General features: G+C 64.7%; 15 protein-coding genes. 10 read left to right on the top strand and 5 right to left on the bottom strand.

Annotated elements, in window-relative coordinates; translation table 11 throughout:
• Positions 1 to 490: 490 nt before the first annotated feature.
• From ACVMB1_RS20805 to ACVMB1_RS20790, 4 genes are read right to left on the bottom strand one after another with little or no spacing between them, the layout of a single operon-like run.
• Positions 491 to 2,413, bottom strand: a complete 1,923-nt coding sequence (locus ACVMB1_RS20805; RefSeq protein WP_253625950.1) for a flavin-containing monooxygenase — start codon at positions 2,411 to 2,413, stop codon at positions 491 to 493.
• Between the two features lie 9 nt (positions 2,414 to 2,422).
• Positions 2,423 to 3,196, bottom strand: coding sequence for an SDR family NAD(P)-dependent oxidoreductase (locus ACVMB1_RS20800; protein ID WP_076834122.1), 774 nt, complete (start codon positions 3,194 to 3,196; stop codon positions 2,423 to 2,425).
• Entirely contained in the window at positions 3,193 to 3,837 is a 645-nt protein-coding gene (locus ACVMB1_RS20795; RefSeq protein WP_075968242.1) for a TetR/AcrR family transcriptional regulator, read from the bottom strand. The genes ACVMB1_RS20800 and ACVMB1_RS20795 overlap by 4 nt, the downstream gene beginning before the upstream one ends.
• Entirely contained in the window at positions 3,834 to 5,330 is a 1,497-nt protein-coding gene (locus ACVMB1_RS20790; RefSeq protein WP_316397581.1) for an AMP-binding protein, read from the bottom strand. The genes ACVMB1_RS20795 and ACVMB1_RS20790 overlap by 4 nt, the downstream gene beginning before the upstream one ends.
• Positions 5,331 to 5,501: 171 nt before the next feature.
• Here ACVMB1_RS20790 and ACVMB1_RS20785 point away from each other — a divergent pair, with 171 nt between their 5' ends.
• From ACVMB1_RS20785 to ACVMB1_RS20740, 10 genes are all read left to right on the top strand, one after another.
• Positions 5,502 to 6,761 carry an ABC transporter substrate-binding protein gene (locus tag ACVMB1_RS20785; protein ID WP_038383532.1) on the top strand — a complete coding sequence of 420 codons (1,260 nt, stop codon included), beginning with the start codon at positions 5,502 to 5,504 and terminating at the stop codon, positions 6,759 to 6,761.
• 98 nt (positions 6,762 to 6,859) lie between these two features.
• On the top strand, positions 6,860 to 7,762 hold the full coding sequence (locus tag ACVMB1_RS20780; RefSeq protein ID WP_076834117.1) for a branched-chain amino acid ABC transporter permease: 903 nt from the start codon (positions 6,860 to 6,862) through the stop codon (positions 7,760 to 7,762).
• Positions 7,759 to 8,787 (top strand): branched-chain amino acid ABC transporter permease, encoded by a 1,029-nt coding sequence (locus ACVMB1_RS20775; RefSeq protein WP_168856040.1) that lies wholly within the window; start codon positions 7,759 to 7,761, stop codon positions 8,785 to 8,787. Before ACVMB1_RS20780 ends, ACVMB1_RS20775 begins: the two co-directional genes overlap by 4 nt.
• Positions 8,784 to 9,563 carry an SDR family NAD(P)-dependent oxidoreductase gene (locus ACVMB1_RS20770; protein ID WP_076834115.1) on the top strand — a complete coding sequence of 260 codons (780 nt, stop codon included), beginning with the start codon at positions 8,784 to 8,786 and terminating at the stop codon, positions 9,561 to 9,563. The genes ACVMB1_RS20775 and ACVMB1_RS20770 overlap by 4 nt, the downstream gene beginning before the upstream one ends.
• A gap of 2 nt (positions 9,564 to 9,565) precedes the next feature.
• Positions 9,566 to 10,324: an ABC transporter ATP-binding protein gene (locus tag ACVMB1_RS20765; RefSeq protein ID WP_253625952.1), complete on the top strand. Its 759-nt coding sequence runs from the start codon at positions 9,566 to 9,568 to the stop codon at positions 10,322 to 10,324.
• Positions 10,321 to 11,037 (top strand): ABC transporter ATP-binding protein, encoded by a 717-nt coding sequence (locus ACVMB1_RS20760; protein WP_075968245.1) that lies wholly within the window; start codon positions 10,321 to 10,323, stop codon positions 11,035 to 11,037. Before ACVMB1_RS20765 ends, ACVMB1_RS20760 begins: the two co-directional genes overlap by 4 nt.
• A 110-nt stretch (positions 11,038 to 11,147) precedes the next feature.
• A complete protein-coding gene (locus tag ACVMB1_RS20755; protein ID WP_159109495.1) occupies positions 11,148 to 12,347 on the top strand; it encodes a CaiB/BaiF CoA transferase family protein in 1,200 nt (399 codons plus the stop codon).
• A 16-nt stretch (positions 12,348 to 12,363) separates the two neighbouring features.
• Positions 12,364 to 13,140, top strand: a complete 777-nt coding sequence (locus tag ACVMB1_RS20750; RefSeq protein ID WP_253625953.1) for an enoyl-CoA hydratase/isomerase family protein — start codon at positions 12,364 to 12,366, stop codon at positions 13,138 to 13,140.
• Positions 13,140 to 13,595 carry a MaoC family dehydratase gene (locus tag ACVMB1_RS20745; protein WP_016847346.1) on the top strand — a complete coding sequence of 152 codons (456 nt, stop codon included), beginning with the start codon at positions 13,140 to 13,142 and terminating at the stop codon, positions 13,593 to 13,595. Before ACVMB1_RS20750 ends, ACVMB1_RS20745 begins: the two co-directional genes overlap by 1 nt.
• A gap of 3 nt (positions 13,596 to 13,598) precedes the next feature.
• On the top strand, positions 13,599 to 14,453 hold the full coding sequence (locus tag ACVMB1_RS20740; RefSeq protein ID WP_253625954.1) for an HpcH/HpaI aldolase/citrate lyase family protein: 855 nt from the start codon (positions 13,599 to 13,601) through the stop codon (positions 14,451 to 14,453).
• Positions 14,454 to 14,538: 85 nt separating this feature from the next.
• Here ACVMB1_RS20740 and ACVMB1_RS20735 read toward each other — a convergent pair whose 3' ends face one another.
• On the bottom strand, positions 14,539 to 15,690 hold the full coding sequence (locus ACVMB1_RS20735) for an OpgC domain-containing protein (protein WP_253625955.1): 1,152 nt from the start codon (positions 15,688 to 15,690) through the stop codon (positions 14,539 to 14,541).
• Positions 15,691 to 15,787: the final 97 nt, after the last annotated feature.

Below are 15,787 nucleotides of genomic sequence, written 5' to 3'. Positions count from 1 at the left end.
GTCGCGACAATTGTTCCCGATCCCGTGCGGTGGCGCAATGCGGCGTGACGAAGGGGAGATCGCGGGCAAACGAACGGGCCCCGGTGCAGTCAAGCATCGCGGGGCCCTGCTACTTCGTTTTAGCGAAGGATGTCTGGTATCGACCAGTCGTGTTTCGGGACCTAAAAGCGCGTGGCCTTTGCGCTCCTGTCCTGCGGATATGTTCAGATTGTCGGTGGCGCACGCGGCTAGCAGCTGCTGTTTGCCTCAACGTGCACCGAGACCTTGCCGCTGAGCAAGGTCGCTGGCTTGCGCCGGTGGCGTCATGCTCCTCTCCAAGGGTGGGCCGACGGACATCTGTCCGCTTCAGCTGCCTGACGGCCGATCCCATAATCGTCCGTCAATTCCTGCGACGCGAGGAGCAAGCGCTCCAGCACCCCAACAGGTGCAGTCAGCGAAATGCTGCGGCAGTTATAGCCATCTGTCAAGTTAACGAGCGAGGGAATTCAGGTCAGGAGTCCTGTCGCGACTTGGTCTTTCGATATTGGGTGAAGTCCGGATCGTGCGTCATCTTCCAGTAGTCGACGAACCGCCACGGCATCGCCGAGAACACCCGGCCGCTGCTGTTGCGGTAGTAGGTCGTCATGCCCGGATGCGTCCAGATCAATTGCTCGTGCTCGGCGTCGACGTCGCGGATATACGCGTCATGCGCGTCGGGATGCACGTCGATCGCGGCGATGTCATTCTCGATCATCTCGACAAGGCACGCGGAGATGTAGCGGCTCTGGCACTCCGACTGGAAGATGACGCTGCCGCCATGCGCAGGCCCCGAATTGGGGCCGAGCATCAGAAAGAGATTGGGGAAATCAGGCACGGTGAGGCCGAGATAGGCGGTCGGATTGTCGTCGCGCCACGCCTGCTTGAGGTTCTTGCCGTCACGCCCGGTGATGTTGAGCCGCGCCGCCATCTCGGAGACCTTGAAGCCGGTCGAGATCACGACGACGTCGTGCTGCCGCGACGTGCCGTCGGCTGTGACGATTCCGTGCCGATCGAAATGGTCGATCTTGTCGGTGACCAGCTCGACATTCGGTTTGGTCAGCGTCTTGAACCAGTTGTTGTCGAGCAGGATGCGCTTGCCGTAGGGCGGATAGGTCGGCATGCATTTCTCGATCAGGTCGGGGCGATTCTTCAGCTCGGACAGGATGAAGTCGGCGAGCTCCTGGCGATGCCGGTCGTTGCCCTTGTTGACGGCGCGGTCCGGATGCGGCCAGGCCGGATCCTTGCGCAGGAACGGCAGCAATCCGTCGCCGTAACGCCAGAACATGTTGAAGCGATACCACTGCACATAGAACGGCAGATGCGCGAGCAGCCACTGCGCACCTTCGGTGATCGGATCGGAATAGCCTTTCACCGGCCGCGCCCACTGCGCGGTGCGCTGGTAGACGGTAACCGAGGCGACGCGGTCGGCGATCGACGGCACCAGCTGCATCGCGGTTGCGCCGGTCCCGATCACGGCGACATGCCTGCCGTCGAGCTTGATGTCGTCGGACCACAGCGCCGAATGAACCTTCAGACCCGTGAACGCTTCGTCTCCCTCAAAGCGGGCAGGCAGGGGATCATTGAGCTGGCCGATCGCGCTGACCAGCGCGGTGGATTCAAAGGTTTCTTCGCCGCGGGCGGTCTTCAGCGTCGAGATCCAGCGCCGCTTGCCTTCGTCCCAGCGCGAGGCGACGAGCTCGGTATTGAGGCGGACATGCTTGCGGATGTCGTATTCGCGCACGACCTTGAGCAGATAATCGAGCAGCTCCTGGCGCTGCGCGAAATAGCGGGTCCACGGATTGCGGGCGCCGAACGAGAAGGAATAGGAGTGGTTCGGCGTATCGACGCCGCAGCCGGGATAGCGGTTGACGTACCAGGTGCCGCCGATCTCGTCCTGCCTCTCGACAATCGTATAGGGGATGCCGAGCCGGCCGAGCGCGACGCCAAGCGCGATCGCGCAGACCCCGGCGCCGACGATCAGCACATGCTGCTGCGCCAGCTTCTCGCCAGAAGGGCGCTCGCGCCAGCGCGCGTCGCGTGGGATGAAGCCCATCTCCTCCCGCATCAGCGGCGCATATTCCGGCGCGACATTGTCGCCGAGCGTTGCGCGCATCATCCGCAGCATCAGCTCATTGCCGGGATCGGTGATGACGGGCTTCGGGGTGCCGTTCGCGAACAGGTTCAGGACCGCCGCGCGAATCTCGTCCTGGATCTCCTGAGGCACACCGGCGTCGGGATCCGGGATCAGACGGACGTCGCGCTTCGGCTTGTAGGGCGGCTCGAGCCACTTCTCGTCGCCGGTCATGTGCACCAGCACCATCAGCAGCACGCGGATGTCGCCCTCGGCGATGGCGGAGGACAGATCGAGGTGTTTGCGCGGAAGCTCGATATTCATGCGTTGTCCTTAGCTGCGTGGGGCTTCCGGCAGGCCGCCATAGGCGGCCCAGGTGGTGCCTGCGATGTAGCCGGCATCGACCGGCAGGTTGATGCCGGTGATGCCGCTGCTCTGCGGCGAGAGCAGCCATGCGATCGCCTGCGCGACTTCGATCGGCTCGACCAGCCGGTTCAGCGCGGTCGGCCGCGCCAGCAGGTCCTTGTTGAGGGCGCCCGATGCGATGCCGGCCTCGAGCGCTGCCGTGCGGGTGAAGCCGGGCGACACTGCGTTGACGCGGACGCCGGAACGGCCCCACTCGGCGGCGAGCGTCTGCGTGATCTGGATGACGCCGGCCTTCGCCGCGGTATAGGCGTGGATCGGGCCCGACGTCATGCCGGCCACCGAGGCGACGTTGACGATCGCGCCATGCCGACGCTTCGCCATGGCGATGCCGACGCTGCGCGCGACCAGGAAGGTGCCGCGCAGGTCGATATTGACCTCGCGATCCCATTGCTCCATCCGCACCCGTTCGATCGTGTGCATCTTGCCGAACACGCCGGCGGCGTTGACGAGGCCGGTGATCGGACCATGCGCGGTCTCGATATCGGCAATGCCTGCGACAACGGCGCTCTCGCTCGCGACGTCGAACGGCGCCGGCCACAGGACGGCGGCTGTTCCAACCAGCGGCTCGGGCGCGATGTCGACGATGACGACGCGATGCCCCTGATCGGCGAGCAGTGTCGCGGTCGCCGCGCCGATGCCGCGGCTGCCGCCGGTGACGAGGATGGTGCCCTCAGCGCTCATGACTTTCTTCCCTTGTCGCTGGTGGTGAACAGGCCGCGGGTGACCAGCTTTTGATAGGCCGTGATCACATAGTCGGGCACCGCGGTGACGCCGCGCTCGGAATAGGAATAGCGGCGGCTGAGATAACCGCGCGCGCCCATCAGCACCTGGACGATGGCCTCGAATTCCTCGTCGCTGAAGGCGTTGGTCGCGCCCGCAGCCCGCGCGCGTTGCAGGATCCGCACATAGGCGCTCGAGATGTTGTCAAAATGCTTCTGGTAGCCGATCGGCGCGAAGAATTCGGCCTCGTTGAGGATGCGCAGGAATTCCGGCACCTCGCGGATGAAATCGAAGAAGGCGCTGAAGCGCTCGACCTCCTGCCGGGCCTCGCTTGCGGTGCCGGTGCGCGCATGGATGAAGCGGACCATGTCGAGGCCGATCTTCGGCAGCAGCTGGTCGAGCAGCTCCTGGCGGTTCTCGAAATGATTGTAGAAGGTGCCCTGCGCGACACCGGCGGCTTCGGTGATGCGCGCGACCGAGGCTTCGGCATAGCCGTATTTGCCGACGACCTTGGTCGCGGCGTCGAAGATCTTCTGCTTGGTCCAGGCGTTGCGCTCGACCCGGTTAAGTTTTGTCACTTTGGCGGATGTCGCTTGCGTCATGCGGTGGCCTCGAGTTCGGCACGGAGCACGCGTTTGAGCACCTTGCCGGATGGATTGCGCGGCAGGCTGTCGCGGATGACGAGCTGCCGCGGCACCTTGAAACCGGCGAGCCGTGTCCGGCAGTGGTCGGTGAGACCGGGCAGGTCGAGCTTGGCGTCGTCGGCCAGCACCACGATCGCGACCGGCTTCTCGCCCCAGCGCGCGTCCGGCAGGCCGATCACCGCGACCTCGCGCACTTCAGGCATTTCGTAGATGACGCGCTCGACCTCGGAGGAGGCGATGTTCTCGCCGCCGGAGATGATCATGTCCTTCTTGCGATCGGTCAGATACAGGAAGCCGTCGTCGTCGAGATAGCCGACATCGCCGGTACGGAACCAGTCGCCGAAGAACGCGGATGCGGTCTTCTCGGGATCCTTCCAGTAGCCCTGTGTGACCTTCGGGCCGCGCAGGCAGATCTCGCCGTTCTGGCCGGCCGGCAGGCGCTTGCCGGCATCGTCGCGGATCTCGATCTCGACATGGGCGATGGCGCGGCCGGTCGAACCGATCTTCTCGATCTCGCGGCCCGCGTCCATGAAGGTGTCACCGCCGCAGCTTTCAGTAAGGCCGTAGGCATCGATGTAGCGCGCGTTCTTGAAATAGTCAGAGAAGGCGCGGATGCGGACCTCCGGCGTCTTCTCGCCGCCGCCGATCGCCCATTGCAGGCTGGAGACGTCATAGCGCTCGCGGTTCGGGCAGGTGAGGAGCGCCGTCGTCATGACCGGCGCGAACCATGCCGCGTTCAGTTTCTCCCGCTCGATCGCGGCGAGTGCGGGTTCAGGCTCGAAGGTGCGGTGGATGCACAGCATGCCGCCATGCCAGAGCACCGCGATGCCGGGCAGGTCGAGCGCGCCGACGTGATAGAGCGGACCGACCACGAGCAACCGCGTGTCGGTATTGAGCCCGAGCACCAGGGTTTGGTCGGCGGACTTCCAGTAGACGTTCTCGTAAGTGAGCATCACCCCCTTGGGACGATCGGTCGTGCCCGAGGTGTACATCAGCCGCATCAGGTCGCGTGGCTGGCAGACATGCATCGGCGCCGGCGCGATGTCGGGCGCAAGGTTGGTGACGCTGGACTGCGCGACTTCATCGAGCAGCACGACCGGCGCGCCGCCGGCGGCGATCGCGGCAAACTCCTCGTCGGCGACCAAGAGGCGCGCGCCCGAATTGCCGACGATGTAGCCGACCTCATCGGCCGAGAGGCGATAGTTGATCGGCAGGAACACCGCGCCGATATGGCTGGTCGCAAACACCAACTCGAGAAAGGCCGTGCTGTTCTTCATCAGCACGGCGACGACGTCGCCGGGCGCGATCCCGCGCGCCGCGAGCCAACCGCCCACCTGCCGGATTCGCAGATCAAAGTCGGCGTAGGAGACGTCCTCGCCGCGATATTTCAGCGCACAGCGGTCCGGAGTCCGCCGGGCATGAAATGCGATGAAGCTGGAAAGGTTGATCATTTGCCGCCCGCGGGGCCGATTCCGGCGCCGTTTTCTCCCTAGATGAATTATGAGTCGTAATTCATCTTTGGCTTGACGTCACCCCCCTTGCTCTGAAAACATCGTGGCCATGGAGACGAAACGATCTCCGGCAGGGATTTTGGGAACGCGAACCCGACAGGGAGGGGAATGATGAAGAGGACCCGGAAACCGGGCATCACCCGGCGCTCGACGCTTGCGCTGATGGGCGCCGGTGCGGTGAGCTTTGCCGCGCCATGGGTGGCGCGCGCACAGGCCAAGACGATCAAGATCGGCATGCCGACCATTCTGTCGGGCCGCGTCGCGCAACTTGGAACGTCCTCGCGCAACGCAGTGCTGCTGGAGGTCGAGAAGGTCAATGCCGCCGGCGGCCTTGCCGGGCGGCAGATCGAGATGGTGATCCGCGACTCCAAGGGACAGCCGCAGGAGGCCGCGCGCATCGCGCGCGAGCTCGTCAACACCGACGGCTGCGAGATGCTGCTCGACGGCGAAGCGTCCTCCGGATCGTTCGCGGTTCACGAAGTGGCGCGCGATCTCGGCGTGCTGTGCATCCACACCTGCTCGGAAGCGTCATCGCTGACCGCCGATCCCAAGCAGCACATCCCGAACGCCTTCCGTTGTGTGCGGCAGGGCATTCATGATTCGATCGTCGGCGCCAGCTACGCTGCAGGGATCGCCAAGGCCAAGGGCCTGAAGAAATGGGCGACCTGTTCGCCCGACTATGCCTATGGCCGCGACACCACCGGCGAGTTCGTGCTGTACCTGAAGAAGTTCGCGCCCGACGTCGAGATCATCAGCGAGTCCTGGCCAAAGCTGTTCCAGCCCGATTACACCGAGGTGGTGACGAAGATCCTGCAGGCCAAGCCGCAGGCGCTTTATTCGTGCCTGTGGGGCGGCGATCTCACCTCCTACATCGACCAGGCCAACATCTACGCGATGTTCACCCAGATGGAGGTGTTCGCGGTCAACATGGCCGACTACACCGCACTCACGGTGGTGAAGAACCTGCCCAAGGGCATCCACTCCGGCGACCGCTACATCAAGACATTCCCGCCGACGCCCGAAAATGCGGCCTGGGGCGATGCCTACAAGGCCAAGTACAACGAGTATCCGACCAACTGGTCGTGGCAGAACGCGACGGCGGTCATGTTCCTCAACGAGGCCGTCAAGAAGGCGAACTCGACCGACGGCAAGAAGGTCGCGGAGGCGCTCACCGGCCTCACCATCAAGTGCCCGTTCGGCGCCGACGGCACCGTCACAATGCGCGCCGACGATCACACGCTGGTCGGCTACGCCATCGGCTGGGGCACCACGATCCCGCAGGAGCCCTACGTGCCTGATGTGAAGGCCGGAGACTGGAAGACCATCTTCGAGCTCGAAGCCGAGTGGAAGAAGAGCAAGGGCTACACCTGATCCGCATGTGCGGCGGAGGCTGCCGCCGGCTGCCTCCGCCGCGCATCTGATGTTTGTCGCGCGCCGACGTTGCGGCCCGCCGTGATGGATGAGTTTCCGTGGACCTCGACGCGCTCGCCAGTTGCCTCGCCAGCCCTGCCTGCCTGGTGACGCAAACCACCAGCGGCCTGATCATCGGCATGCTGCTGTTCCTTGTCGCCGTTGGGCTGACGCTGATCTTCGGCGTGCTCAAGGTGGTCAATTTCAGCCACGGCGCCTTCTATATGTTCGGCGCCTATTTCGCGATGACGGCCTATCAGCTCACCGGCAGCTTCGCGCTGGCGATGCTGAGCGGCGCCGTCGGGACCGCGATCCTCGGCCTGATCTTCGAGCGCGTGTTCATGAGCCGGGTCTACGGGCGCGACGTCTTGATGCAGCTCCTGGTCTGCTACGCCTTCGTGCTGATCTTCGACGATGTGGTCCGCATGATCTGGGGGCCTGAGTTCAAGTCGATGGGCATGCCGGCTGCGTTCCAGGTGCCGCCGCTGTTCATCGCCGGCGGCGTGGTGCCGCCGTACTATCTGCTCTTGATCGGCGTGGCGCTCGCCGCGGCCGTTGTTCTCGGCCTGGGGCTGGCGCGCTCCAGGATCGGCAAGGTGATCCGTGCGGCTGCGCATAATCCCGGAATGGTCTCGGCGCTGGGGATCAACACCGGGCTGATCTATGGCGGCGTATTTGCGCTTGGCGGCATGCTGGCGGGACTGGCGGGAGCGCTTGCCGCGCCGGTGCGCTCGCTGACACCGGGCATGGGGTTCTCGGTGCTGATCGAGTCCTTCATCGTCACCGTGATCGGCGGTATGGGCTCGATCCTGGGAGCGCTGATCGGCGCGCTTTTGATCGGCCTGATCCGCTCCTTCGGATCGCTCGGCTTCCCGCTGTTCACCGAGGGCTTGATGTATCTGTTCATGGTGGTCGTGCTGGTCTCGCGTCCGAGCGGGTTGTTCGGCAAGGAGGTCGCATGACCGAATTGCAGGCCGGGCAGGGCACGCAGCCCCTCGATGTTGCCCGGATCGACGCCAGGCCGCAGCGTTACCGCGATGTGCTGATCGCGCTCGCGGCCTTTGTCCTGCTCGCGCTGCTGCCGTTCATCTTCGGCAGCAAGCAGCTGCTCGACTTCGTGATCCGCTGCGCCGCCTATGGATTGTTCGCGACGTCGCTCAACCTTCTGGTCGGCTACACCGGACTGATCTCGTTCGGCCACGGCATGTTCTTCGGCCTCGGTGCCTATGGTTTCGGGCTGATGATGCAGAAGACCGGCGTGCCGATCCCGGTGGCCTTCGTCGCCACGCTGGCGATGACCCTGGTCGTCGCCGTCGTCATCGGCGCGATCTGCGTGCGGTTGAAGGAAATCTACTTCGCCTTCGTCACGCTGGCATTTCAGATGCTGATTCACTCAACCATCCTGTCGTGGCAATCGCTGACCGGCGGCGACCAGGGCCTGCGCGGCGGGATCCCGAGGCCGCCGTTTCTCGGCATCGATCTGTCGAACCATCTGCATCTCTACATCACGAGCTGTGCCCTGCTGGTGATCGGCCTGCTGCTCATGCGGCAGATCGCGCAATCGCCGTTCGGCTACACGCTGCGCATGATCCGCGACAACGCCACGCGGGCGAGCTTCATCGGCATCGATGTCTGGCGCGCCAAGCTGACGATCTTTGTGCTCGCCGCGCTGTTCGCCGCGACCGGCGGCATCATCATGGCGCTGTTCGTCTCCGGCGCCTATCCCGAGTTCGCCTATTGGACGATCTCGGGCGAGGGCATCTTCATCAACATGCTCGGCGGCGTGACAACCTTCCTCGGACCGATGGTCGGCACGGTGCTGCTGCTGATCCTCAACGATACCGTTACCCGCCTGACCGAGTATCACGGCATCGTGCTCGGCATCGTGATCCTGTTCTTTGCCATTGGCCTGCGAAAGGGCTTGATGGACTTTGTCGTCGAATGGTTCGCGCAGCGTCGCGGAGAGGCCGGGGAGCGCGCGCCATGAGTGCACAGACGCGGATCAGCGTCGTTACCGGCGGCGCCAGCGGCATCGGCGCGGCGTGCGTGCGTGAGCTCGCAGCAGCCGGCGATCTCGTCGCCGTTCTCGACCGCGATCTCGCCAAGGCGCAGACGGTTGCGGCGGAAGTTGGTGGCAAGGCGTTTGCGGCCGACGTGGCGGACGAGCGGAGCATCGAGGCCTGTGCGGCCGCGATCGAGCGCGACTGCGGCCCGGTCGCGGTGCTGGTCAACAGCGCCGGCATCATCCAGGTGCCGGCCCGGCCGCACGAGCTGCCGATGACCTCCTGGGACGACGTCGTGCGTGTCGACCAGCGCGGCACCTATGTCGCCTGCGTTGCCTTTGCGCGGCAGATGATCGCGCGCAAGCGCGGCAGCATCGTCAACATCGCCTCGATTGCCGGCATGCGCTCGATGCCGTTGCATGCCTATGCGCCCGCCAAGGCGGCGGTGATTGCCATCACCGAATGCCTCGCGGCCGAATGGGGGCCGTCCGGCATCCGCGTCAATGCCGTATCCCCCGGCTATACGCTGACGCCGGCGCTGAAGAATGCTATCGATCGCGGCGAGCGGGATGTCTCGGCGCTGGCTGCCAATGCAGCACTTCGCCGCCTCGTCGACCCCTCGGAGATCGGCCGCGTCGTCGCATTTCTGGCGTCCGATGCGGCCTCGGCGATGACCGGCGCCAACGTGCCGGTCGATTGCGGCTGGCTTGCCGGCACATCGTGGAGCACCTATGGCGGTCTGCGGGAGGCGAGCGGTTAGTCATGCTGGAAATTCGCGGGCTCTCGAAATCCTTTGGCGGCGTCAAGGCGACCGACAACGTCTCGCTCGACTTCGCTGACGGTTCGCTCACCGCCGTGATCGGCCCCAACGGCGCCGGCAAGAGCACATTCTTCAACCTGATCACGGGCGCGCTGCAGCCGGATGCCGGGCAGATCTTGCTCAACGGTGTCGACATGGCGGGCAAGGCCCCGCCGGAGATCGTGCGCCATGGCATCGGCCGCGCCTTCCAGGTCGCGAGCATCTTCCCGTCGCTGACGGTGGAGGAGACGATGCTCGCTGCAGTCTGTGCCGATCAGCGCCGCGCCGGCGTGATGCATCGCCGGTTTCCGCTGGCCGAGACGCGCGACCGCGCCGAGCATACGATGGAGCTGCTCGGCCTCGCCGGGAAGCGCAACCGGACCGCGGCGACGCTGTCGCATGGCGACCAGAAGCTGCTCGATATCGCGCTCGCGCTGGTGCTCGAGCCCAAGGTGCTGCTGCTTGACGAGCCGACCGCGGGCATGGGTACCGAGGAGCGCTGGCGCATGATCGACAAGGTGCGCGAGCTCTGGGAGAAGCAGAAGATCACCGTCGTGTTCATCGAGCACGACATGGACATCGTGTTCAAGATCGCGCCCCAAATCGTCGTGCTGTGCTACGGCCGGATCCTGGCGACCGGGACGCCGGACGCGATCCGCAGGAACGATGCCGTGATCGAGGCCTATCTCGGCAGCGACGACCACGCGGGAGTGGTGGCATGAGCGCGCAGCCGGTGGTGCAGGTCGAGGACCTCGACGTCTATTACGGCACCAGCCAGATCCTGTTCGGCGTCGGCCTGTCGGTGCGGCAGGGCGAGACCATGGCGCTGCTCGGCCGCAACGGCGCCGGCAAGTCGACCACCATGAAGGCCATCATGGGGCTGGCGCCGGCGCACCGCGGCAGGGTGACCCTGCGCGGCCAGGTGGTCTCGGGAATGCGGCCGCATCACATCGCGCGGGCCGGGCTCGGCTTCGTGCCGGAAGACCGCCAGATCTTTCCCGAGCACACGGTCGAGGACAATCTCGTCATCGGCCAGAAGAAGGGGCCGGATGGCGAGGACGAGTGGTCGATCCGCCGCGTCTATGACGTGTTCCCGCTGCTCGAGCCGTTGCGGCACCGGATCGCCGGAAGGCTCTCCGGCGGCGAGCAGCAGATGCTGGCGATCGCCCGCACGCTGATGGGCAATCCCGTGCTGCTGCTGTTGGATGAGCCGAGCGAGGGGCTGGCGCCGATCATCGTGCAGCGCATCGGCGAACTGCTGCGGCAGCTCCGCGGCACCGGTGCCACAGTATTGATCGCCGAGCAGAACATGCATTTTTGCCTTGGCCTTGCGAGCCACGCGACGGTTATCGATAAGGGACAGATCGTCTACACATCCTCGATCGAAGAGCTGAAGGCCAACGACAACATCCGGCAGCGCTATCTGGCGCTGTAGGGCATGATCCGCGAAAAGCGCGCAGCGGTTTTCCCTCGCGACAAGCGCGCAGCGTTTGCGCGGGGATCATGCCCAAAGGACAGGGCACTTCGACAGCGATGGGAGGACAAATGGCGGGCAAGCTGACGCCGACGCATGAAGCGCCGTATCGTGGGCTGAAGGTACTCGATTTCGGGCAGGGGATTGCCTCGCCCTACTGCGCGATGCTGCTTGGGGTCTACGGCGCCGACGTCATCAAGGTCGAACCGCCGGAGGGCGACTGGTCGCGCTATCTCGGCACGACCTACGGCAATCACACAACACTGTCGGCGGTCTACAACCGCGGCAAGCGCAGCCTGTGCCTCGACATGAAGCACAAGGACGGGATCGCGATCGCGCAGCGGCTGTCGCGCGAGGCCGACGTGCTCATCGAAGGATTTCGTCCCGGCGTCGCGGAGCGGCTCGGGCTCGGCTACGAGGGCCTGTCGCGCGACAATCCCGCCCTGGTCTATCTGTCGGTCAGCGGCTTCGGGCAGAGCGGCCCGTACGCCAAGCGGCCCGGCTCGGATTCGGTGGCGCAGGCGTTCTCGGGGCTGGTCTCGGTCAATGTCGGCGCCGATGGCGTGCCGCATCGGGTCGGGACCACGATTTCCGACGTCGTCACCGGCGTCTATGCGTTCCAGGCCATCGCCACGACGCTGTTCGCGCGCGCCACCGTCGGCACTGGCCGCTGGATCGACGTCAATCTCTGCCAGTCGACGTCGGCGCTGCTCGGCCACAAGGTGGCGGAGTTCATCCTCGAGGGCGGCGCGCCGCGCGCGCTGAACGTTCCGGCCGGCACCTACCAGACCCGGGACGGCTGGATGATGGTCACCCTGGTGAACGAGCCGCAATACAAGCGGCTATGCGGTGCGATCGGCCGTGAGGATCTCGCCGGCGATCCGCGTTTTGCCGACTTTGCCCGCCGCGCCGATGCGGCCGACGCGCTGATCCCGCAATTGCGCGAGGTGTTCCTGACCCAGGCGACGGATGCCTGGCTGACCCGTCTGCATGCGGCCGATATCATCGCCGAGCGGATCCTCGATCCCGGCGAATGGCTGCGCAACGTCCATGTCGAGGCGACCAGGGCGTCGGTGCGCCAGGACACACCGGGCGTCGGCGCGGTCTACACGCCACGCACGCCGGGGATCGCGGGCCTGTCCGAGGATCACCTTTGCCCCGCGCCTGACGTCGGGCAGGATAGCCGCGCCGTGCTGACGGAGGCCGGCTTCGGTTCCGCCGAGATCGACGGCCTGCTGCTATCGGGCGCGGTGCGGCAGGCCAAGAGCTAACGGGAGGCAATACATCATGAGCACCGACCTCGTTCGTTACTCGGTCACCGACCAGATTGCGGAGATCGTGCTGGATCGCGCGCCGGTCAACGCACTCAGCATTCCCCTGATCGACGCGCTGCTGGCGGCGCTGGCGAAAGCGCGCGATGACGACGCGGTGCGTGCCGTCATCATCAGCAGCGCTCACAAGGTGTTTTGCGCCGGCCTCGATCTCGACATCGTCAGGGGCAAGCCCGCGATCGAGACCAAGACATTTCTCGAGCGGCTATACTTTGCGTTGAACGATACGCAGTATCGCATGGGCAAGCCGACCATTGCGGCGATCGATGGCGCGGTGCGCGCCGGCGGCATGACGATCGCGATCTCCTGCGACATGATCGTCGCGGGCGACGGCTCGACCTTCGGCTATCCCGAGATCGATGTCGGCCTGATCCCGGCGATCCATTTCGTGCAGTTGTCGCGGCTGGTCGGAAAGCACCAGGCATTCGGCCCGCTGTTCCTTGGCGAGCCCTTCGATGCCGCGACCGCCTTTCGCATGGGCCTGCTCAGCGAGGTGGTGCCGAAGGGCACTGCGCTCGCGCGCGCCCGCGAGATCGCACGCAAGCTCGCGGCGAAATCGCCGATCGTGATGAAGATCGGCCGCGACGCCTTCATGCGTGCGGTCGATGCCGATTTCCGCCGCTCGGTGGAGAACACGGCGGAAAGCTTCGTTGTGGTCGCATCGACGGAAGATTGCCAGGAAGGGCTCAATGCGTTCGTCGAGAAGCGGACGCCCAACTACAAGGGACGGTGATGGCTGGATTGTATTTCGAGGAGTTCGAGATCGGACAGGAATTCCATCACGAGTTCAGCCGCACCGTGACCGAGATGGACAACACCATGTTCAGCCTCCTGACCATGAACCCGCAGCCATTGCATATCGACGCGCATTTTTCCGAGAAGACCGAGTTCGGCCAGCGGCTGTTCAACAGCCTCTATACGCTCGGCATCATGATCGGCATGAGCGTGTACGATACGACGCTGGGAACGACCGTCGGCAATCTCGGCATGACCGACGTCAAGTTCCCGAAGCCGGTGTTCCATGGCGATACGCTGAAGGCGCACACCAGGATCATCGGCAAGCGCGCCAGCAAGTCGCGGCCGACCCAGGGCATCGTCGAGTTCGAGCACACCATGACCAACCAGCGCGGCGAGGTGGTGGCGAGCTGCCGCCGGACCGGCCTGATGCACTGCAAGCCGAAGGCGTAAGCGATGCGATCGTTCCTGTTCGTTCCCGGCGACAGCACCCGGAAATATGAAAGCGCGAAGAAGACCGCAGCCGATGCGCTGATCCTCGACCTCGAGGATTCCATCGCGCCGGACCAGAAGGTGGTTGCGCGGGGCATCACGCGCCAGATGCTCGATGCGCGCAATCCGGAGCAGAAGCTTTATATCCGCGTCAACGCGCTCGACACCGATCTGACGCTCGGCGATCTCGCCGCCGTGATGCCCGGCAAACCCGATGGAATCGTGCTGCCGAAATGCGCCGGTGCCGCCGACGTCAACCGGCTCGCGCTCTATCTCGACGCATTCGAGGCCGCCTCTGACATCGCGCAGGGCACCACCCGGATCGTGACGGTCGCGACCGAGACGGCGCGGGCGGTGCTGAAAATCCTCGATTTCGAGAACATGAGCCCGCGGCTGTGGGGCATGATGTGGGGCGCGGAGGATCTCGCGGCCTCGCTCGGGGCAACGCGCAACCGCAGTGACGGCCGCTATCACTCGCCCTTCATCCTGGCGCGCGATCTCTGCCTGATCGGCGCGGCCGCCGCCGGCGTCGTCGCGATCGACACCATCGCGACCGACATCAACGATCTCGATGCTTTGAAGGCCGAGGCGGTCGCCGCGCGCCAGGATGGCTTCCTCGCCAAGGCCGTGATCCACCCCAAGCATGTCGACGTCGTCAATGCGGCCTTCATGCCGACAGATGAGGAAATCGCATGGTCGGAGCGGGTGATCGCCGCGTTCGCCAATAATCCATCGGGGGTCGCCAGGATGGACGGCAAGATGCTGGACAAGCCGCATCTGCGCGCCGCCGAGAAGATCCTGGCGTCGCGCAGGAAATAGTCGGGGAGGCGGGCCAGACACCGCGATGTTGCGCGATAGCGAGGCGCGGCTGCGGCGGTCGCTGGCGATCGACTAACCGCAGGAATCAGGAATGAGCGACGGCCGACTTGCCGTCCTGCTGCTTCGACCACGAGACGTAGTAGGCGACGGCCGTCATCGCCGCGATGCCGGCGATGCTGACCGCGACCTGCCTTGCCAGTGAGTATGGGCCCGTAATCAGGATCAGGTGCGCAGCGAATGAGAGGAAGACGCCTGCACAGAACACGGCCAGCCATTCCTCGCCGCACTTGATGATCGGCTGCAAGGCGGGAGATCGCAGATATTCCCAATCGCGCGGCACCAGCCAGCTGAACAGGAATGTCAGGACCAGGAAGTGCAGGATGCGATGCGGCGCGATCTCCTCCCGGTCGTTTGGCAGCAGCACATCGCTCAGCCCGCTCGGCATCATTTGCGCGAGTGCCGGGATATCGCTGATCGAGACAATTGTCAGGGCGAACAGCAGATACAGCAACGCCATGGCGCGCAGCGCGGGAGCCGCCTGCATCGCGCGGATCGCGGGCGCATATCGCGCGCCGATCAGCGCGAGCCAGCCGCCCATCACGAACAACAATTGCCAGCAGAACGGATTGAGGTACCAGTCGCCATACGGATATGACGACAGGTTCCAGTTGAGCAGCCGGCCGGCTGCATAGAGGGTTACGGACGCGACGACCGTCGCGTTCGGCACGTACAACAGCCCGAACACGATGATGGGCTGGAACGCCATCAAGGCAATGGTGAGTTGCAGCACATCGAGATTGAGCGGCTTGGCCTGCAGGAACAGGCCGTAGATCAAGGTCCGGATCGGGTGATCGATGAAGCCCGTGATGTTGAACTCGCTGATGATCTCGGGCGCGGCGGTCCGGGTAGCGACATAGCTGATCAACTCGACATAGATCACGAACAGAACGATATAGGCGGCATAGAGCTGCCATACGCGCTTGAAGATGCGGGTCGCGGCCACCAGGAATCCGCGTTCCAGCGTCATCCTGGCGTAGATGAGCGTCACTGCGTAGCCGCCGACGAATACAAAAAGGTCGGTTGCGCCGCTGAAGCCGAAGTTGCGCATGGTCAGCGCGCCGACGACGTTGTGCGGAATATGGTCCAGAAACAGAAACCAGTTTGCGATGCCAAGCAGCAGCGCGATCCTGAGATCGCCATCGGCTTTCGCGATCTCGGCGTTTGTTGTCGAAGTCATCTGAAGCTGAAATTTGCCGGCCCGAGAAACGAATCGCTAATCTAGAGGGAACCCGCGCCTGGTCCGAATAGACTTTGCGTGAACCCTATCTAGTCCG

The organism is Bradyrhizobium sp. USDA 4504 (assembly GCF_054063995.1).
This window is presented reverse-complemented; position numbering and strand designations above follow the sequence as displayed.